At 57.8% G+C, this 20,062-nt stretch carries 15 protein-coding genes and 2 pseudogenes; 9 read left to right on the top strand and 8 right to left on the bottom strand.

Going from position 1 to position 20,062, the window contains the following annotated elements; translation table 11 throughout:
* Positions 1-5: 5 nt before the first annotated feature.
* Both XI03_RS12820 and XI03_RS12815 read right to left on the bottom strand, forming a co-directional pair.
* The gene (locus XI03_RS12820; RefSeq protein WP_271592333.1) at positions 6-836 is read right to left on the bottom strand and encodes a nodulate formation efficiency C protein; all 831 of its coding nucleotides are present in this window, start codon (positions 834-836) and stop codon (positions 6-8) included.
* A gap of 169 nt (positions 837-1,005) precedes the next feature.
* Positions 1,006-1,404, bottom strand: a complete 399-nt coding sequence (locus XI03_RS12815) for a phasin family protein (RefSeq protein WP_271592332.1) — start codon at positions 1,402-1,404, stop codon at positions 1,006-1,008.
* A gap of 596 nt (positions 1,405-2,000) precedes the next feature.
* On the opposite strand from XI03_RS12815, the gene XI03_RS12810 reads away from it, so the two are divergent.
* The 6 genes and pseudogenes from XI03_RS12810 to XI03_RS12780 all read left to right on the top strand — a co-directional run bounded on the left by XI03_RS12810 (position 2,001) and on the right by XI03_RS12780 (position 7,951).
* Positions 2,001-2,699 carry a hypothetical protein gene (locus tag XI03_RS12810; RefSeq protein ID WP_271592331.1) on the top strand — a complete coding sequence of 233 codons (699 nt, stop codon included), beginning with the start codon at positions 2,001-2,003 and terminating at the stop codon, positions 2,697-2,699.
* Between the two features lie 65 nt (positions 2,700-2,764).
* Positions 2,765-3,217: pseudogene (locus XI03_RS12805) on the top strand (IS5/IS1182 family transposase); the annotation flags it as partial.
* A gap of 1,325 nt (positions 3,218-4,542) precedes the next feature.
* Complete coding sequence (locus tag XI03_RS12795; protein WP_271592330.1) at positions 4,543-5,064, top strand: hypothetical protein; 522 nt, start codon at positions 4,543-4,545, stop codon at positions 5,062-5,064.
* A gap of 390 nt (positions 5,065-5,454) precedes the next feature.
* A pseudogene (locus tag XI03_RS12790) lies at positions 5,455-5,843 on the top strand (IS3 family transposase); the annotation flags it as partial.
* 193 nt (positions 5,844-6,036) lie between these two features.
* Positions 6,037-6,900: a phosphotransferase family protein gene (locus tag XI03_RS12785; RefSeq protein WP_271592329.1), complete on the top strand. Its 864-nt coding sequence runs from the start codon at positions 6,037-6,039 to the stop codon at positions 6,898-6,900.
* Positions 6,901-7,201: 301 nt separating this feature from the next.
* A complete protein-coding gene (locus XI03_RS12780) occupies positions 7,202-7,951 on the top strand; it encodes a GNAT family N-acetyltransferase (RefSeq protein ID WP_271592328.1) in 750 nt (249 codons plus the stop codon).
* Here XI03_RS12780 and XI03_RS12775 read toward each other — a convergent pair.
* Positions 7,922-8,545, bottom strand: a complete 624-nt coding sequence (locus XI03_RS12775) for a hypothetical protein (RefSeq protein WP_271592327.1) — start codon at positions 8,543-8,545, stop codon at positions 7,922-7,924. The two genes, XI03_RS12780 and XI03_RS12775, sit on opposite strands and share 30 nt — an antisense overlap.
* 175 nt (positions 8,546-8,720) lie before the next feature.
* On the opposite strand from XI03_RS12775, the gene XI03_RS12770 reads away from it, so the two are divergent.
* Genes XI03_RS12770 through XI03_RS12760 form a run of 3 tightly spaced genes read left to right on the top strand, consistent with a single transcriptional unit; the run spans position 8,721 to position 12,167 of the window.
* Entirely contained in the window at positions 8,721-10,007 is a 1,287-nt protein-coding gene (locus XI03_RS12770; protein WP_271592326.1) for a B12-binding domain-containing radical SAM protein, read from the top strand.
* Positions 10,004-11,065 carry an arginase family protein gene (locus XI03_RS12765; RefSeq protein WP_333935724.1) on the top strand — a complete coding sequence of 354 codons (1,062 nt, stop codon included), beginning with the start codon at positions 10,004-10,006 and terminating at the stop codon, positions 11,063-11,065. Before XI03_RS12770 ends, XI03_RS12765 begins: the two co-directional genes overlap by 4 nt.
* A gap of 13 nt (positions 11,066-11,078) precedes the next feature.
* Positions 11,079-12,167, top strand: a complete 1,089-nt coding sequence (locus XI03_RS12760; protein ID WP_271592325.1) for a hypothetical protein — start codon at positions 11,079-11,081, stop codon at positions 12,165-12,167.
* Here XI03_RS12760 and XI03_RS12755 read toward each other — a convergent pair.
* The 5 genes from XI03_RS12755 to XI03_RS12735 form a co-directional block, all read right to left on the bottom strand.
* Positions 12,153-13,550, bottom strand: coding sequence for a C2 family cysteine protease (locus tag XI03_RS12755; protein WP_271592324.1), 1,398 nt, complete (start codon positions 13,548-13,550; stop codon positions 12,153-12,155). The two genes, XI03_RS12760 and XI03_RS12755, sit on opposite strands and share 15 nt — an antisense overlap.
* A 1,121-nt stretch (positions 13,551-14,671) precedes the next feature.
* On the bottom strand, positions 14,672-16,036 hold the full coding sequence (locus tag XI03_RS12750; RefSeq protein ID WP_271592323.1) for a radical SAM/SPASM domain-containing protein: 1,365 nt from the start codon (positions 16,034-16,036) through the stop codon (positions 14,672-14,674).
* Positions 16,037-16,052: 16 nt separating this feature from the next.
* Positions 16,053-17,561 (bottom strand): radical SAM/SPASM domain-containing protein, encoded by a 1,509-nt coding sequence (locus XI03_RS12745; protein WP_271592322.1) that lies wholly within the window; start codon positions 17,559-17,561, stop codon positions 16,053-16,055.
* A gap of 99 nt (positions 17,562-17,660) precedes the next feature.
* Positions 17,661-17,891, bottom strand: coding sequence for a hypothetical protein (locus XI03_RS12740; protein ID WP_271592321.1), 231 nt, complete (start codon positions 17,889-17,891; stop codon positions 17,661-17,663).
* A gap of 266 nt (positions 17,892-18,157) precedes the next feature.
* Positions 18,158-19,501, bottom strand: a complete 1,344-nt coding sequence (locus XI03_RS12735) for a hypothetical protein (protein WP_271592320.1) — start codon at positions 19,499-19,501, stop codon at positions 18,158-18,160.
* Between the last annotated feature and the right edge of the window lie 561 nt (positions 19,502-20,062).

Below are 20,062 nucleotides of genomic sequence, written 5' to 3'. Positions count from 1 at the left end.
GAACGTCATTTTGACAACACCTTCCTGTCCGCCTCGAACGCTTCCTGATCTTTCGGGTCGGCAAGCTCAAACCAAGAGCCGGGTGCAGACGTGGCGATAACCTTGGCAAAGAACGATTGTGGCTCCCAATCTTGCCCTTCGCGCTTCTCGAAAATGATGACTCCGTCGCGGGTGAAATAACTAGGTCCGGGAACATTGCAGTCGACCGAAAGCCCGACGCGCCACAGCCCGCCCTTCACGGTTTGCTGCTCATCTATCATCGGCGAATAATGCACTCCGACCGGCTCGTCGATAGAACAGCGGCCACGCCGCAGAAGATCGCCCAACTTGCCCTGCGCGGTGGTTACGAAGTTGAAGTTGGCGGGATTATGCAGAAAGTGACGGTTCACGCCGCTTTCGCCGTTTGTCACTTCGTCCGCAATGAGCGAGAGTGCGAACGCCTGCCAGCCTAGTTCCATCGGCTTTGCATACGGCGCCACAATTTTCACGGTGCCATCGGGCGCCACCTCCCAGGTCACAGTATATTCTTCGTTTGTTTTATCGGCCCGGTGTTTGGCCCACGAAAAGATAACTCGCTCGCCCGAGTGGGTCTTTTGACCAACCTCCCATCCCCTGGGGATGAAGTGTGCTACCTTTGAGACCTTAGTGAAGATTTGCTCCGCTGTCTCATCATCCTGCGCTCGCCAAGTTGATTTGACCTTGTCGACAAGCGGATTGTCGCTCGTACGAACACCATCGCTCTTACTGGCCAGCCCGCCTGGCAGAATGAACCATACGCCAAGGCCGACACAGAGGCCAAGACCGAGACAAAACCAAAGCACGCGCCGTTCGATCATTTTCGCTTCCCCGAGCAGGTGGTTCCTATACCGTTGTTGTTGGGGGTCGGCGGCGATACTTATGGAGCAAGGCGACAATTTCCACGAGACCGGGTCGGGATTTCAGTTCGGGATTGGGGTCCGGAGGGAATAGCGCGCCGTCGGCCCTATTTCACGCGTGGCCGATTACTTAACTTACCGCAGGCCGATGGACGTGTTTCAAACGATCCAATATCTTTGAGCCTTCGCTGAACGATTTCGACCAAGATTGCTCCGCAAAATTCAGGTGGCACTTCAGTAGCTCAGACGGGGTTTTCGAGTCGGCAAGAGCTCTCAGAAAAGCAGCCTGGTCGTGCAGAGAGGAAGCAGCCAATTTTAACGTGTCATTCAGTGACGCGGCGAACAAGTTCCTTGTCGCTTCGATTGATTTTTGCCATTCCGGAAACGTAAATGAAACGCGCGATGCAGCTGCGGCCTTTTCTCCAAGATGATCAGTCGCGCCGCCTGCTCCAGGGGGTGACGCCTCAGCCAGTTCGGGCCCACGTGTTCGCCGTTCGCGTTTCTCGTCTTCGTGTATAGTCGCGGTCATCCGATATCTCCCGGAAAGGATTTCTACGTGCTGAGTGGCTCGCCGCTCAGTTTCAATCAGCAAGCTTCAGAGGGTACCACCACCTTCAACATGTCATACCTGCCTTATCTGGTAGCGCTCGATCGGGTAATGTCCAGAATCTTTCGCACTTTTGATCAGGGGACGGCGGCGCAGGAGAACTGGCTGGCCAAAGCCCCGACGCACGCGTCACGGCACGCCAGCTAGCCTCCGCGGCATTCCTCGCAGATCACTTCGATCTCTGGCAGCAGACCTTGCGGCGGATCTCCGGCAATCAAAACCGGCCGAGGAATCACTACGCGGTCTCGCGCCGCGGAGGGACCTGTGGGGTGAGCGCAACCAAAGTGTTGCTTCGTTCACTGCAGTAAACGCGAATGAGAATGCGGGGAAGTTGAGCCCGCAGATCACTTTCGCGCGAGACCGTCTTGTGGGCAACAGAACAAGAATGCTACTTTAAATTGCGTGCGGTAGATCTCTTCCTCATTGCAAACATACAATTGGAGGTTGTCGTGACAAATGCAGCAGCGGCGCTTACCCACTCGGTATCAGTGACAGAGAATTCCGATGGACGATTGGAGGTGTTCAGTCTCGGAATCGACAGGGCGCTCTGGCACATCTGGCAGGAAAAGCCGAATTCAGGTCCATGGTCGAGTTGGGCCTCGCTTGGTGGCGTTCTCACCAGCTCGCCCTCCAGCGTCGATAACTCCGATGGTCGGCTGGAGGTCTTTGCGCGCGGAACCGATAACGCGCTCTGGCACATTTGGCAGGACAAGCCGCATGCCGGACCGTGGTCAGGCTGGGCCTCGCTCGGCGGCACCGTCACCAGCGATCCGGCCGTGGTCGACAATTCTGATGGTCGTCTCGAAGTGTTCGCCCGTGGTACCGACAATGCGCTGTGGCACATCTGGCAGGAGGAGCCGCATGCCGGTCCGTGGTCCGGTTGGGCCTCGCTTGGCGGCAAGATCACCAGCGATCCGGCGGGCGTGATCAATTCCGACGGTCGGCTCGAGGTTTTTGCGCGCGGGACCGACAACGCGCTCTGGCACATCTGGCAGGACAAGCCGCACGCCGGTCCGTGGTCAGCCTGGACCTCGCTTGGCGGCCAGATCACCAGCGACCCCGCCGCGATCGCCAACAGCGACGGCCGGCTGGAAGCGTTTGCGCGCGGGACCGACAACGCGCTGTGGCACATCTGGCAGGATAAGCCGCACTCCGGACCGTGGTCCGGCTGGGCATCCCTGGGCGGCGTTCTCCTGAGCGATCCACTCGCGGCCTGATACGGAATGCACAAGAGGCCGGCCGTCTCACAAGGCGGCCGGCGCCTAACTGACCCATCATGATGATCCACCGCAAGATTGGTGGCGATGCGGTGCTGGGAGCTCGCTTCGGCCCGCTGCTCGATCTGGCGCAGCGGGTGCGCAGCCAGTATCAGCATCAGCGCGGTCCAAAGGTTTATGCGTCACATGCCCCGGAGGTCGAGTGCATCGGCAAGGCCAAAGCCCGCGCGCCTTACGAGTTCGGATGCAAGGCAAGTATCGCCACCCCCGTGACCTTCCCGAAGGGTGGACAGTTCGTGCTCCATGCCAAGGCACTGCACGGCAATCCCTTCGACGGGCACACGCTCGGCCCCGTGGTCGCCGACATGGAGAAGCTCACTGGCGTGGAGGCTCACCGCATCCATGTCGACAAAGGGTACCGCGGCCACAACCACCCGCATCGGTTCAGGGTCTGGATCTCGGGGCTGGTCCGCCGCGTCACGGCTTCCATCCGGCGCGAGATGAAACGTCGTGCGGCTCGGTCGCTTTACCTTGCGACGAACAAGAAAAAGGATGCATCAACCGGCGCACTGCTAGTCTGGCAGTTCACCCAAACTGCATTGTCGTTGCCGGCCCGATCAGCAGTGTTACACCAAGCGTTTTCCGCACCGATCGTCAAGGTGTCCGCCTGAACCCACCGACTCCAACCCTTGATTGCTTGTACGTTGTGCCCGAAATCGATCTGATATATGCCAGCCCCTAACCTTTTGGTGTTCGCGGTGTTGCAACCGAAGCAGCCCGCTATGCTGCCGTCTGAGTTGATTGCCGCTGTTAAAAACACGACTCCTCTGGTCGGCTGCACTGAGCCGGGCGCAACACTGAGAGCGCGCTCCTGCCCTGGAAGGGTGTTGTTATCCTGTCTAGCCGTCTGTGCGACGGCAACACTGGAAAGGGCGATTCCCAAACACGTTAGTGCGATAGCGGCGACAGAGCGATCCATGATATCTCTCCTCTACTATTTGCGAACGCCCCCTGCCTTTGGCAAGCCGGCGCTTTGACCAGCGTCAGCTTCGTTAGCAACGTTGGCATGCCTCCTTCGCCGTAATCAACAACTAGTCCTGGTAGGTGAGCACGCGCTTGCTGTTACAACTCGCGAAGTTAAGTGCATTTTCGAAGCTCAATTTGCTTCGCACGAGGCCGTGTCCCTGGCGCAGCTAATTGTTTGGGCAGCCGCCAATCCTAGTAGGCGCCGCATGCCCCTCTTGGCGCTACAAACCTTGGCTAGACCGGATAAGCCGAGCTGCTAGGAATTCCAGATCTATGCCATGGCTTGACGAGGAAAGGCAATTTTCCGACGAGAGCTGCCGTGTATTGACCCGTCATTTCGTTCGACCGAAGCATTTCGTCCTGGGTTGACCAGGCGAACGGAGCCTGATGCCTCTGCAATTCCATCGCGCTTCCGAAGACCTGGAAATATGGAGTGCGAGCAGCGGCGGCTATTCGTTCGTGATCAGCTTCCAGAGCCCGACCGGTCGTGGCTTCCGCGGAAGGTCGGGCTACGTCGCCTCGTGGCGTCCGCTTGACCAGAGCCGTGGCTCGATCAGGATTCTCGGCTGGCCGCTCCAAAGCTTCGCTGAGGCCGAGAATGCGTGCAACAGTATGCTGAATTACCTTCGAGACGTGAACTGATTCCCACTCGCTGAGAATACCGAGCTTTGCCAAATGCCCAAGTCGCGAGCGCCGCCCAGGATACTCGATCGAATCTCACCGCTCCCTCATTACGTAAAGGCGTTGAAGCATATGCTGTCAGTCGATGCAGACGAAGTTGATCTTTAGGAAACGGCATTTGGATCAGGGGTGCGCAATGAGTAGCGGGCAGCTTGACGATGAGTACGACCGCGAGGAAGCCGAGGCGATTGCCGCGGCCCTTGACCTCACGCCCGACGAACTAAACGAAATCGAGTATACGATAAATGAGATCGCCAACGACGATGGGCTGGTTTACGCATACGGCGTAGAAATCAAAGAAGGAGCCCCGCAGCACATCCCCGACCGCCTTGCGGGACTGCCCAGGCGGGGCAACTTAGTGCTGATCCATCTGGCCGGAGATGCCCACGACGCAGATCAAGAGCAAATGGAAATAGAGATGGCCAGGACCACCGTTTACAAAGTGAAGCTCTACAACATCGCGACGGATGAAGTGGTTATCTCTCGACGCATGGCAACCTACGAGGGCGCAGCCAAGATGGGAGGGTGGCCGGTTGAAGGCACGGGTCATGTAGTTGACCTAGCTGACCTAGAGCCCGGAGAGGAATGGACACCTCGCGATTTCGATCCGACCACGATACGACGGTGCTCACGACTGAGCATCCGCTCATTTGGCTAACGAAGCACTTTTCTTCGGAACGCTGTTGCGACTGGTGTCCTCGAACACATGCTGGCGCTGGCAGCTGGCCCTTGATTAGAAGCAGCATCAGCGGGGGGCGAACGTCTATTCGCTGCGTTGCAGAAGTCGAAATATCGGCCGATCGAGTTGCGTGCCTCGCTGACTGTAAAAGAAGGGACTTGAGCTGACACTGGGTGCTTTGTCGCGGCAGGTGTCCGACAAAGATTTCATGTCCGACCTCACGCAGCCGGCAACAATTCCTCTCTCGACAGAGCACTTGCGTCAAGCAAGGTTTGCATCGGCGTCTACCACCAGCGCCCTGATGCGGGCGCGCCTCATTGTAAGCAGCGATCCACTCATCGAAAGTGCGAAAGACTCTGTACGTTATCACTCGATGCGGCCGCACTTCGCGAGCTCCTTTCAAAAAAATGGTAGGGCCCGCCGCCAAGCGCGCTGCGGTCGCGCATCTTCAGGCCGTCATGAGCCTGTCGGAACGGGCGGGCCTGCTCGATCGTGGGCGCGGATCGGAAGATGATCCGCTATTGCTCCAGCCGCCCGCCGGACGCAGTTCTGCGCGGCCGGTTGCGCGATCTCGCCAACGAGCGGCGGCGTTTCGGCTACCGCCGGCTGTTCGTCTTGCTGCGGCGGGAGGGCGAGCCATCAACCGGATCTACCGGCTTTATCGCGAGGAAGGGCTCAACGTCCGCAAGCGGCGGGCTCGCCGCAAGGCCGTGGGCCGGGTCCAACTCAAAACGGAGTTCCGAGAACCCTCTGATTTTCGGGCGGCCCGGACGCGGCCAAACCAAAATCCTTTCATCCGCACGGGACCCTATCACCTCTAACGTCAGATTGAGGTCAGACTGATGATGTGCAAATATAGAGCAGATGTAACCTCGTCTCTGTGACAAGATGATTTCACAACCACCTCAAAATATATGGTCTCTTGATGACGCGCTGGGTCAGCTTCGCGCGATGGATCCCGATCTCCGCATCGACAGCGCGGAAAGGCTTGGTGGCGGCATAGAGTTTGAGGTATTTGTGCTTCGGATCAGGAGACGAGCTCCATTCGTCCTGAAATTTCCGAGAGAGCGCTGGATTTCCAACGACAACGATCAGGGACTCGATAGCTTCCAAATCCTTCATCAGGAATATGCGTTGCTCTCGCGGTCGCATAAGTACGGCATACCAGCGCCGAATATCATGGGATATCTTTGTCCTGACGAAGGGCCCCATGTATTGATGATCGAAGGTATCGAAACAGATGCGGTACCGGTGGATGATTTTCAATTGGGGCGCATTGTGAAGCGCCTGCACGAACTGCCGTCGAGCGGAATACATCCGGTCGCGCAGCGGGGCCAGTCGGCGTCAACAATCGTGGCCCGGCTCACTGCGGCCCGAATGGCCGTGGTCGCGAGATTTGTCGAATTGCCGGGCACGCTTCCAACAGAAGAATTTCTCGCACGTTATCTTCGACCAATTGATCGCTCCCCCTCTTTGTTGCACATGGATCTTCGGCCGGCGAACTTTCTCAGCCGTCGCGGTCGTCTCCTGGGATTGATCGACTGGTCCAATGCCTTGACCGCCAATGCCTTGCTCGAGCTTGCGCGGGTCGAGGAATATGGCGGGCTGACTGATCGCTTCGCTTTAGGTTATGGCTCGACCGAGCTACAAGCCGAACTGCAGCGGCCGCTGGGACTCTGCTGTCGCCTCTATACCGCTGCAATGCTCGCCATCGTGTTTCTATCAGAAGCGCCTGATCGTAGTTTAGCAACGATCAAGGTTAAGCGATTGAGGGACCTGCTAGAGCAGCTACGCGCTGTTAGTGATGATGGATGAACGTATTGCCGCGCGCCGCCGGAGCTGGGACGCTCTTTGCCGGCAGTTCGGGTCCCCATTCCACACGATGGCTTTCTGCTCTGTCGTCCAGCGTTATTGGCCCGGCGCAGATCAACCAAAGCACATAGCTCTGCACAGTGGTGAGGTTTGCCGAGCGGCAATTCCCGGTTTTCTCTACAAGGCCTGTCCGCGCCTTGATTATTATCGCAATAACGTCAGCCCCCCCTTGACCGGTCCAATCATCGGCGCGCACGCCCTCGTTTGCTGGCTTGGCGGGCCTTTTGCGCGCACGAGGTCCGCGATGATCGAAGTCCTCGAAGTCCATCTCGGACTGTGCCGGGATAGCGGCGCAATGTCATTCTTGTTCGGGATTGACGGGCGCGACCGTGTTCTACTCGAGGATCTTGCCGGCGCCGGCTATCGTCTCGGCCGGCTGCAGACCAACATGGTGTTGCGGCTTGCTCCCCATCATGCCGTTGATCCAACCGCGAGCCTCAAGAGGAAGGAGCGAGCGGAACGAAGGCGGATCATGCGGCGCGCCAGCGAAACCGGCCTAACGCTCCAGATCATCAAACCATCGCAAGCTCTCCCGCTTGCCGAACTTGTCAGATCAGGGGTTCCTCGGCTCGACGGCCAAAACGATATCCTGCCGCTCGCGTTTCTTCGCGGTTTGCTCAAGGCCGATTTGCCGGGCATGGAGGTGCTGCTTGCGGTCGCGCCGAATGACACGGTCGCCGCCATTTCGCTGAACTTCATCTGGCGCGATACCTATTACCTCTGGCTCGGCGGCAACCGGAAAGATCTTGCAAAGCCGTTCTATCCATCGGATTTTCTCTATCAGCACGCGATCATGCGAGCTGCTAATCTCGGACTTCAAGAAGTCCAGGCGGGCCGGTCTCCCTACGCGATCAAGCTTGCTTATGGGTTTGGCGCTATTCCCATCATTTGCGCAATTCATCCACTGACTGCAACAAATCCGAACACCGTAGATGCCTGGCTCGTCCGCCAGACTGCCCGACACCTAGCGACCTATCCAGAGATAAGCGTCTAGACCAGCTTCCCAAGCTGCCCGCACATTTGCCGCGTCGTCGTCAAGCAGCGCGATCATATATGGTGGCACTGAGAACGTACGGATCAGATAATCCCACATCGCGTTCTGCGGTTTTCGAATACCGAGTTCCGCCGACAGATAGAGGCCGTCGAATGCGGTCTCCGGCACCTTACTGAAGATGACCTCGCGGCCGTTAGACCAGTAATTGCTCAAGATGACAATCTTCTTGCGCCCGCGAACGCGATCTAGGGCCTCCAATAGCGATTGATCGGCGACATTGGCTGCGAGGAAGGCCGTCCAGATTTCCTGCATCGCCTCCTCAGAGAGCCCAAGCTTTTTGCCGATCTGGCCGAGAACCTCGTCTGCGGAAATTCGTCCAAGGATACCCGCATACGATGCCTCGTTCTCGAACAAGAGCGCCGCGAGATCTCCTCGAAGGCGGGGATGCCGGTCGGCCAATATGTTGATCTCCGGCGTCTCCTTAAAGTTGCACAGTACGCCGCCAAAATCCACCAGCACGACTTCGATCGGCGGGCGAACCGCACGGTCAATATTGCCGCAATGCAAGGATCGGAGGTTCGAAAGCGTGTTCATGGCCATTCGCGATACGGCATGATTTCGAAGAACATCGTATCAAGTAAGACTTCGCTTGCAATCAAACCAGATCCCACCTAAGATTGTATTGTCGCACCACTAAAACTATGTTCGCTCGGGCCACAGCTGATTTCGGGGGCGATGTGGCGCGACGATGAGGCTCAACGGTCCGGCCATGAAAAGCGTGATTGTCCAACTGCCGTTTCCGTCGCAGGTGACCCCGGATCCAGTCCTCGATCGATACTATCACTCCTACGCTGAGTATTTCGCGTCGATAGTACCCGACTTTCGCTTACGTGCAGGAGACCTCTGGGAGGCGCCGCTTTGGGTCGCACATCTGGACGCGGCAATTGGAGAAGAAGATACCGAATTTCAGGATCTCAGCTTAATGCAGAGCGATGGCGAAGCCTTGAGCGAGCACCTCGCGCGCAGCGCTAAAGAGCCGGCGCTTTTTCTGTTCTCGCCATTGGCCCAGAACCTCGACCTTGCGACAGATGTATCGATGCGGCTGATGCGCCGCGGACACCGAACCGTAATGGGAGGGAATATGGTGGGTGTGGAGCCGCACGGTTCCTTCTCTATGGTCTATGCAGGGCACGCGCAGCACGGTCTTCTAAAGAAACTCTCCTCCGGCGATCTGACTAGCGATGTACGTCTTGGGCACCAGCCAGCAGACTTTGGTTATCGCCCCAACTATCGACATTTAGCGCGCTTCGCCAACCGGGTTCCGCTTGTACGTATCAATGCAAGCCATGGTTGCCTCTACGACTGCTCGTTCTGCGGCGACGCGTGGAGCCGTCAACTACATCTTGTGCCGCTGCAGAGCCTGGTGGACGAATTTGACGACATCGGCCGCCATTTTCCCAACGTGCGTTTGGCCTACATCGGAGACAAGACATTTGGTCAATCGAGAGATGCGGTAAACAATCTTATCGCCGCCAAACCCGACGGCTATCGCTTCGTCGTCCAAACCCATGTTCAGGCGATGTCCGAGTGGCTGATCGATCGCATGGAAGAGCTCGGCGTGGTGGTGGTCGAGATGGGCTTTGAGACAGCCGACTCGAAGGTGCTTCGCAGTGTGAGGAAGAGAAATGATCCGGAGCGCTATTATACATGGATCGAGCGGCTGAGTGTCCGCGGGATTCATGTCGTTCTCAATCTTCTCGGCGGCTTGCCTCACGCGACGATGGCAGCACATCGTCAGACGATCTCATTCCTTGAGGACACCGCCCGTCATGTGAAGCTCTACAACCTGTACAATTTCGTGCCCTATCCGAAGACACCGATCTTTCCGTCGCTACGGCCGCGGATCGTGGATTGGAATTTCGCGAATTGGCGCGAGGATCGGCCGGTAGTATTTTTGCCATTTCATCAGACAGCTGGTGAACTCTGGACGCTGTTTATCGAGCTCGTAAAGTATTGCGATCGTCTGGTGACGCGCCGTATCGAGAGCGAAAGATGAGAGACGAACGCACCATGCGAACGAACTGGCTCTATAGCCTCAATCGGAACAGCTGGCGCTGTTGGCATAATTATGCGCCGCCACCTTGGTGCACGAGCGGACCAGGGTTGTTTGGTGCCAAGTCACTCACCTTGGCCGACGATGACGAGGATTTCGATGTTGCCGTATGCTCGGTCTGTTTCGATAGTACGGCGTCGACACACATAGGCGCGCGGGATGGGCCACTGTCGATACGGAGAGCGAGCCTCGGCTTCAGTACTCAGCTAAGTTCGCGCGAGCTCACAGAATTGACGAACCTGCGGACTGGACGACTTGGCGCAGCTCACTCGCGATCCATGGCAGACTTCGGCGATCTTCGCGTGTTTCCGAGCAGTCCGCAGCGCCAGGTGGAAGCCACCGCGGCGGAGGTGTTCGAAATGGCTCATCGCGGCCGCCTCCTGATAATCCTGGGCGGGGAGCATACGATTAGCTTTCCGTGCTTTGCAGCAGTGCGGGAAGCGATGCGACAGGCCGGAAAGTCCCTCGGCTATGTCCAGATTGATCATCATTTTGACTTTGGAGAGCACTCGATTCTGCATGGTGCCTACTACCACGGCTCCAACGCGCGCCGCATCTCCGAGCTGCCAGACATGCGGCTGGATCAGATCGGGTTCATTGGCCAAGGAGACATCACCGGCTCGCGTCAGCTCGCCATGCTAAACAAGAGCGGGTGCACGATTCGCCATCGACGCCACATCCGCGAGGTTGGCTACGCTACAGCGCTCCGTCAAACCCTCGATGCGGTGTGCGCGACAGCGTCGGATGGCGTCTACGTCTCCATTGACATTGATGTCTGCGACAACTCCGCAGCGCCGGGGACTGGTCATGTGACAATCGGCGGTATTACCGCAGATGAATTGCTGATGACCGCGATGGTCCTGCAGGAGTATCCAGTACGCGCGGTCGACATCGTCGAGGTCAACCCACACCGCGACGACATCGGCCGGACCAGCGCTATCATAGCGAGACTCCTTTACGAAATGCTTTTAATCGACTGGGCGGGGCCGTCGTTTGAATAGTCGAGGGCGAGACATGAGGAATGCGACGGCGATGCGGCTCGCTGAAGGCGCCAGAATACCGATTTCCAGCGCACTGGTGGAGAAGCTTGTTGGGGGGCGAGCGGACGACGAGTGTGTGACGTGGACGGAGTACGTTACATCTGTAATTGATCGCGCACCACACGGTGTGATCATTCCGCTCGGTCAAGTGTGCGCGGATCGACCGGCCGCAACCCATGCTGCGCGCGCAGTCGCAGACCACCTCGTGTCTTCATGGCGAAAACGATGGTTCCTCGATAATTTGACTACGGAAATAGGTGAAGATCAGATAACTGAAGTCGCTTTAGGCAGACGAACGCGTAGCTTGCTTCCGCACCACGATGGTGGAAATAGTTCCTACCTCACGCCAAGTCGGTTCGATGTTGCGAGTTGGACCGCGGAGTTAAGGAGAACCTTTTCACCACAGGCTTCGACGACCCGCACACACAAGCTCTACCAAGGGTTCCTGGTGCTGCAGGTCGGCGAAGGCGAAAGCGTCACTCCTTACTACGACCTCGTAACGATATTGATGCTGGCCTACCGGCATCAGATAGGCGTCACGAGCACTTCAGTGTTGGAGCTGCAAGACAAGTGCGCCAAGGACCTGCGGCATTGCATCGCCCTCCTCCAATCTCAGGGAGGGGGCTACCTGCAGCTTAGCGCCCCGTTGGGCGCGCGTAATCCCAAACATATCCTCGTCAACCTGCACAACATCGACACTCCTTTTAGCGACGCCGAGGTTGCGGCATTCCCCGAGATCCAAAACAGCGCGCTGTGTCCCGCACAGGCGCTGTTCGAGGAAATGATCCTAGAGACAACAGGATTCCCTTGGAAGGTGGTGCGTGGGCTGACCGAACAGTGCTTGCAAGCAAAGGAACTCGACTTCGTGATTGGCCACAACATCATGCTGATGCACGGCGCACTGAATGGCGGCCCAAGTCGGTTGCTCCGCCCGGTTTGCGCCGTATTGGAGGACGCGTCGGGGCCAGCTTACGAGCATTGGCTCTCGGTCAACTGGCACACCGCGTTCCGTCGCGCAACATCCGTTCTCGACCAGATCCAATGGCCTTTATCGCGGATCTGAGACTGAACTCCAGATGGAGAAAAGACTCACGGCCTCATTCCAAGGCATTGTAAAGACACCATGGCCCTCGTCCGCGTAGCGGACCGGTGTTACCTCGCCCCATGGATTGCGGAGACGTATCATCCGCTGGCTTCTCTTTCTTTCCCAGAGGCCGACAATCGCATAGCAGTGATCCGGGATCACTTGGGTATAGCGATAGAGGCGAGCCGAAGTCGCGGGAAACGTACTCAGCACGACCGGCCGTCTGGCAGCGATATGCGCCACTGTTTCTCGCCACAGCCTGTCTGCCTCGGCAGCGCGAATCTTGCGATGGCACGGCGGCAGACCCAGCAGCAGCGATAACGCGTGGTGGGCGGTCCCCCCCGTCGCGAAATGCCCATACCCCTTATTAAGAAGTGCGACGGCCTTTTCCAACAACGGCCACCAGAGCGCAGCTCGCGCCGGATCGGCACTAAGAAGCGTTGCGGCGCCAAAGAGGAGCTCCCCGGAAGGTCGCACGTAAAATTCCTTGCTGACAACGATCTCCTTGCGCACGAACCGCCCGAACATCTGATTGTGGCAGTAGAGCGAAACGGAGTAACTGCGCGTGTCGACCGGATGAAATAGCCTAGCAAGACGATCGCCGCAGGTTGCCGCGACGGCCGTGGCCGCGCCGGCTAGATGACAGTTCGGGACTTCGCCTTGTATAACGTCGCTTGCCTTAGGCTTTCCCTGAAAGAGCCGACCAGTGATCGAGCCGATGTCGAACAAGGTGCCCGAGTGTCCTGAGACAGCCTGCGACAATCGCCTTCGGGTGCGATGGTCACCGGTGGAACTCGGAACAACTAGTGTCCCAAGCGCCTCTTCGAACCGCTTAAACAGTGTTACGACGATTCGGTCGTCCGGCCGGGCCGCAATGAACAGAGGTTTGGCAAACCCACCATGCTCACCAATTGCCGACCGCTGAACCAAGCCGGTTCGCTCATTTCTGAAATAGAGCAACACGCCCGGTTCTGAAATCGGGCGAGGTCGGCCGATATTGACCAGCTGATATCGGCATGTCCCAATCGCCCTGAAACCGATTCGAAACAGCGCAACAGCTGGATGCGGCGCACGGCCATCACAAGGCAGGCGTAAAGTCCGCGATGGACCGAGGCGAGAACGATGCCAGCGAACGCGCAAGCGGATAAGATCACCGGCGCGCGCGGCTATTTGCCCCGCGAAGACCCCGTCGTGACCGACGACCGAAAGCACCTCAGTGTCCATCCAGGTCAGGCGGCTCGACACCAGACGCGACAGATTAATCGCCTCAATCACCGCCTGCGGTTTGGCGTGCCCCCCAATTCGGCCATCAGCGCCAGCCGAACAAATTTGAAGACGAAAGCTATCAGAACTCCCGCTCATCGCGATAACTGCACTACCTCGGATTGCCGATTTCTACATCCTACGTGCCGCTTGCCTGCTTAGCAACCTTTTCGCGAGTACAAGTTTACGCATTGCCTCAAGACCATGCCTTCGTCCAAATCCGGCAGTAGTCTGGCCGCAGCGTTAGCATTTTCCAGGATAGTCGGGCAGCTGAGCCAACTGGCCCATGATCTGAGAGAGAGATCGCTTGTCTAGCACGCAACTATCGAGCTCGAGTACTGCAGCGAATGGTCCGTAGTGAGCGTTTTTTGCAGGCTGCAGCGCAGGAAAAGGATTTAGTGAGGAAGCCGGCGAGCTAATTGTGGTGGTCGAGGCCGTTGCCGATCGCGACTACTTCAGCGGCGTGGAATTCCTAGTCGCGACGCAGCTACCAGGATTGGTTGGCATCCAAACCAATTCCATTGGCACCCGGCTGCTGGCGATCTAATGCACTGCCAACATTTTTTGCGGAGCGATCTCAAGGAAGTCCGTGGCTATTTGGTTACTGGCCTCTGCAAGTAACATCGCGGCCGGCGCTGGCGGAAAATGCGCAATGTGTTTAATGCGCTTGCCTGGCAAGTTTACGCGTCTATGAATCAAGAGCGGCCTCGATACGATACCGGCATGCCACACACCGGCCACCAAGTCTCACCCAAACGACTCGAAGAGTTTCGTCGCATATACAAAGAAATGACAGAGAAGAGATTACGTTTCACCGAATTGCGGGTGACCAGGGGCTTTGGCGCTGAACGACTCCTCGTATATTCCGACGATTTCGATGTCAGATCTATCGACGAACGTTCGCTGCAACGTTGCCAACTGAGATTCAATTGACGCGACTTGCCGATCTTCAGCTTCCGATGATCTCTGACAGTAAATAGGGTATTTCATATGCGGCACCGACTCGCGATTCTAGAATCGAAATCGATCTTACGCGAATCAGATGTCCACAGATCGTGCCAAGTTGGCTCGAGTATACGAGAGGGTGCGACATGCCATTCGGGCACAGACTTCCGCTGAATCTGCTTGTTCACGGCGAGCTCGCGGCAGTTCTCGACACAAACGGCTGCAGTGAGCTCAGCCAGAAAAAGTCGCTGCCTGAAAAACCAGCGTTCAAACATCTAGGCCTGCGCGTGGGTCTTGAGCCGCCGCTCATGAAACCGGTGATAAAACGTGATCTTATCGGCGAGTGCCTCGCGCATGCTGCAGGCCACCACACGGCGGCCCCCGGCATGGTGCTTGGGGCACGAGCCCAAGCACGCTGGCATCATGCCGCAGCCACTGCACCCTTCGCTGTGAAAGGGATTAAAGCGCCAATATGGCATCTCGGCGGTTGTCACGTCCCGCATTGTTCTATCTATATCGTCCGTCAGAATGCGCGCGAATGTCGAGTGGGAAGTGCCCACAGCGGGAATGCACTTGCCGAGGTTGCCGTGTGGATCAATCGTGAACGAATTGCGCACAACTGCGGTGCAAGGGTAGCGCTTGGGCCGCGGCATGCCGAACACCATGTAGCCCTCCGACTCTAGGAAGCGACGGAACGTCAGCTCCTCCTTGGCGAACTCTGCGTTGGTGAAACAGTCGTGCGGGACGCAATCCAGCAGACCTCGGCTGGTGTTGATGAAACCGAGACGGAAATCGATGCGGTGATCGACCACGCCGTGGCTTTTGAAGAAGCGGACGACATATTCGGCCTCTTTGATGTTTTCCCGATCCACGTTGATGCGGATCGTGAGGGACCCGGTGGCCTCGACGATGTCCGGCAAGTGCTCGGCCAAGAACCGGTAATGGGCCGCCGCCGCCGCCATCGGGACTTGGCGCCGCGCAGAATAGGTCTCGGGCATGCCATCGAGGGAAATCTGCAGCGCCTTGATACTGAGCTCGGGCAGGGCGACCACCCTTTCCGGCGTCAACAGGACGCCATTGGTCAGCATCTCCGCATAGTAGTCGATCCCGACGTCGGCGCAGATCGCCTTGAATGCGCGTGTCATCGAGGTGATCGCGGCATAGGCGATCAGTGGCTCGCCGCCGAACCACTGGACCACCAGTTGACGGCTGTTGGCCAGCTTGCGACGGACGAACTCGACAGTCGCCTGCTGCATCTCTTCCGACATGACCTTCGTCTTGGGCGTATTGCGTTGAAAGCAGTAGCTGCAGTGCTGGTTGCAAGACATCGTCGGCGCGATGGTCACAAACAGGCGTGATTCGTCGGCCTTGCTTTGACGCAGCCGCTCCTCCTCTTCTCCAAACTCGTCCAGTTCGGCCGGCACCACGAAGCCAAGGGTCGTGAGACATCTCACAAGCTCGCGATCCGGGGTGGCGTCCTCGTGCTCCAGGCTGTCGAGACACCTTTGGAAAATGGTCCAGCCGGTCTTATCCAATTCAAGCGTCTGGCCGTTCCTCGCGTTGAACAGGAGAGTCGTGTCACCAGACTCACGGAGGGGGATGTTGAAGCTCGACGGTTTCCACTTCCGCGTAGCAGTCATGCTCGTGGCGCTCCCCTTAGCTGAGCCGCACGCCTGGCTTGTCGTTGAAAGGACACAACGGCGGCGTGGTGTGAACGGATCCATAAGAGAAATAGGCGTCCCGGTAACAGCGGCCCTTCTCCCACATGCAGGTCTCGAAGGAAGGACAGGTCTCGCAACTGGACCCGGCGAACCGCTCGCGGCTAGGATGGATAAAGTTGAGCAATCGGGAGCCCGTCCAGATTTCGCGCAACGATTGGTGACGGGCGTCGCCGACCAGGAACGGCTCCTCGTAGGCCATCTGCTCGCAGAGGAAGGCGCCGCCGTCGGGACCGATGCCGAGCGCGTGCCACCCTCCGCCACAGCCGATCCGCTGGCTCCAGATCTGCCGCTTGCGCTGCGGCGTCAGCTCTCCGGCAGACGTTGGGGCCCTCGATAGATTTTCGTTTATCCTAATGTCCGGATACTTGGCTCGGATTGCCTCAAACTCGCGAGCAAGCGTTGCGTGATGTGCCCCGGTAACGAACAGATCGTCCCTGTGGCGGTGGAACGAGCGCGCATAGCGCACGAAACTGAAAGTTCGAGCGCCACAAGGGTAGAAGAAATCAACGATTTTCTTTGGTTGATTTACATTTAATCCAGTAATCACTGCCTTGATGATGGGCTGTATGCCGAAAGCCATGAAGCTCTCGAAGGTTCGAGCCGTTAGTTGCGTGCGGGGTTTCTTGACGTTCAGCACGCGCATATTCACATCCTCGTCGGCAGCATCGAAGCTAAGCTGCACGGGCCGCTCGATTATACCGTTTATCTTCTCCTTGAAACCGGCGTCGACTAACCGCGCGACCGCGTTGCGGTCCAGAAACGCTTTCGTCGACAGGAGGAACAGCATCTTGTGCTCGACCAGGAGATTGAGAAAGTCGATCCCGTCCCGCCGCACGAAGGTGTCACCATTGTCAGGTGAGCACATGCGCACCCCCATAGCGGCAGCCTCCTCGATCAGCTCGCGCCAACGTTCAAGACGCATTTCCTTACCCGCTTTAATGCGTCGGTCGGCGTAGCAATAAAGGCAGTCGGTTTGACAGCGGTGGGTGAAGACCGTGTAGAGGTTGATCGGCGCCTTTAGACGAAATCGAGTCTTCACCCCATGCATCACCCGCGAATATGCCTGCGGATCGATGACGAAGCAGCGCGGGTCGAAGCGGATCGCCTCGGTAATCGGGGCATGGGCAATCTCCAGAATGCCGTTAGCACCGATGCCCACGGGGGATACGCTTGCGCGCACCAAAGCGTCGATACTGGAGAGCGTCTCGACGAGGATCCCAGCCGCGGCCTTTGGGAATAGGCGATAGAAGAAGAACTCAATCTCACAAAATCGCGAGACTCCGTCCAGTAGTGACAGGGCGAACCCCTGGACCGGAGTTAGGAAATGGATGTGCGTATTGATGTAGTCGAGAGGGTAGAGAATCGGCCGATTCCCATCTCGTGTGAAGATGAAGTCCCGGCGCACTGCGACAAATTGATCTGGCTCAATGGATAGCTTTGTCATATCACTCCTCTCTCGCACCCTCGGGGGAGCTGACCGGAGTCTGGCGGGGCACCATCTGGATGCGATTGCACCCGGATGGCCCCACCCCATTGGCTCGGCCTACCAGCAGATCATGCAGGGACAGACGGTGCAGCTATCGCAGCCTGCCGCGAGTACGGGCTCGCCAAACGCCCGCGCCCCTTGACCAGGGACGAGATCAACTTTGAGACCTTTCTTCTTGATCAGGGTCTGCATCTCCTGGATCAACTTCTCAGACTCGTACTGCTTAAGCAGCGTCCCGAGATCGGCGTCTCCACCCTTGATACCCCCGCGCTCTTCGATCGTCTTCATTTCTACTCTCCATCAGAATATTCCACTCCGTGCAATAACTTTACTCACCCTTAGATTGAGAGTCTTTGATGCAGATCAACCTGTCTTCCAACCATCTCTGCTTACAGCCGCGCGAGTGCTGCCGCGGGCGCGAGCGGACTAGCTGTGGAGCTCGGCGGAACTACGGTGGTGCGTTTGGAGCGAATTATCGGAAGCGGCGGAGTCGTCAGTGCGTCACATGCTTGAAGATATCCGTTCGGCTGGAACAAGCGCACGAAATCGCTTCCTTATTGTGGCTGCCCGCGCTCCTCTGCGGGGGCGGGGGGAGGAGAGTCCAGAAGCGACGCCGTGTCGCGTGCCTGTAGCCCATGCAGAAAGAAGGCTCGGCGAACGGCACGCTGGTACTCGTGATCTAGTTCCAGTCGATGGCCACCTCGAACCAATAGGAAAAAAGCCCTAGAATAGGCCAGCGCGATGGCTTTACCTATCGCCGGAGAGAAGACGACATCGTCCTTTCCCGCGATGACCAAAACCTCCCCCCCATAACGACTCCGGTCCAACTGCAGATTCGGCAAGGGCGCATGCTGATGCAGAAAATTCCTCAGGACTTCCCTGGACCAGAGGTAGAGCGGGATGTCATAGCCATATAAGGACGCCGCACGCTGTAGATCGCTTCCAAGTAGCTCGTACATCCGCACTTTCGCGGCATCAGCGGCGGGCAGGCTTAGCAGAGTGCGGCGGAGCGCCCAGCTCAGGCTCGGGCGCAGCTGATACCAAGCATACGGCAACGGGTTGTGGCTCAGCTCTCCGTGAATGATCTTATGAAGCGTTGCCAAGCCCGACTGTCCTTGTCGCCCGAGTTGAAAAACCATATAAGCCAAGGTTGCTCGCGTGCCATTCTCAAGCCGTGCAATCTCCGACAGGGAGGCTGCGGCTTCCGGATCGAGCTCAACGAAATTGCGGGCGTAGGTCCATCCGTGCTGACGGGCCAAGTCCGGCGCCCCCGTGGCGGCCAGCAACGTCCGGGTCACGTGTTCTCCATATCGGTGTAGATACTGCTGCGCAAGCACGCCCGCGCCTGAGGCTCCGAAAACCATGATGCGCCCGTCTGAGGGCAGCAGTTTCGCTGCCACCATGTCCTGCCTTACGCATTCGATATCCTCGACGCGCTGCCAGGAGCCATAAAGGTTCATTGCGCGGCGCAGATCCAGCTTCCCGTTTGGATAGACCTCGGGGAAAAGCGTGGGGGTATGGCCGCGGTGGCCGATCAGCACATAGGACACCCCGGGAAGCTGCTCATCAAAGAAGGACAAATCCATCTCCGGGCCTACCAATTCCATTTGCCCGTCCGTCAGAAAAAAAACAACAGGACCTTTGGGATTGAAGTTAGGGCTGAGCACATAGAACGCGCGAAAGCGTCCGCTGCTTCCATCGGTATAATCCACTGGAAGATTAAGATATCGATGATGCGCATCCGGCGGCATGCCTGGGTAGTGCGCATCGAGCGCAAGCCGCGCATCCGGTGGCTCTTGTGCCGCATGCCATCGTCTACAGCCCCATATCCCGCCTACTGCACCAAAAATCGAAAGTATGACCAGTAGGGACCCAATCCTTCGACGCGAATTTCTCATGATGGAAAGTCGCCTTGGCCAGGCTGCGTGGTATTAGGATCGAGAATACTACTCGATTCTCGAGCCCACCTAACGATTTCGACGGTGGAAATCAAACTGCTTCTTCATGGGCTCCACGTGTGGGTAGTTCGTCGGTGAAGCAGGAGTGGGCGACGCTGTCCTTGCGAAACCAGAGGGCTGACGGCATTCGGTCAGGCACATAGCTGCGGGGCAAATGATCGGGTCCTCACCAGAGCCGCGGGTACTGTCCAGAAATCTTTCACACTTTTGATCAGGCGACGGCTCCGGTTTCAGAGAGTTGTGGCTGATAGAGCGGTCGCATGTTCATGTAGCATTTGGTCGACCACGCCGTTCCGGCAATGTGCCGCAGCCGGACCGCCGCCAAGTTGAGATAGGATTGACCGTCGGGGAAGGCGCCGACGACACGGTTCGCCGCCGGATCTCCTTCATGATGCGCTCGAGCGGATTGTTCGAAAGGCATAGCAGGCGAGCGTCTCGTGAACCGCCTGCTCGACGAGATCAGCAGCTTTGGCCATACGGCTGGCCCGCAGATCCGCGATG

Source organism: Bradyrhizobium sp. CCBAU 65884, from assembly GCF_028128835.1.
In the GTDB taxonomy this organism is placed as follows: Bacteria; Pseudomonadota; Alphaproteobacteria; order Rhizobiales; family Xanthobacteraceae; genus Bradyrhizobium; species Bradyrhizobium ottawaense.
Note: the sequence above shows the minus strand (reverse complement) of the source record. Positions and strands in the feature narration are given on the sequence as shown.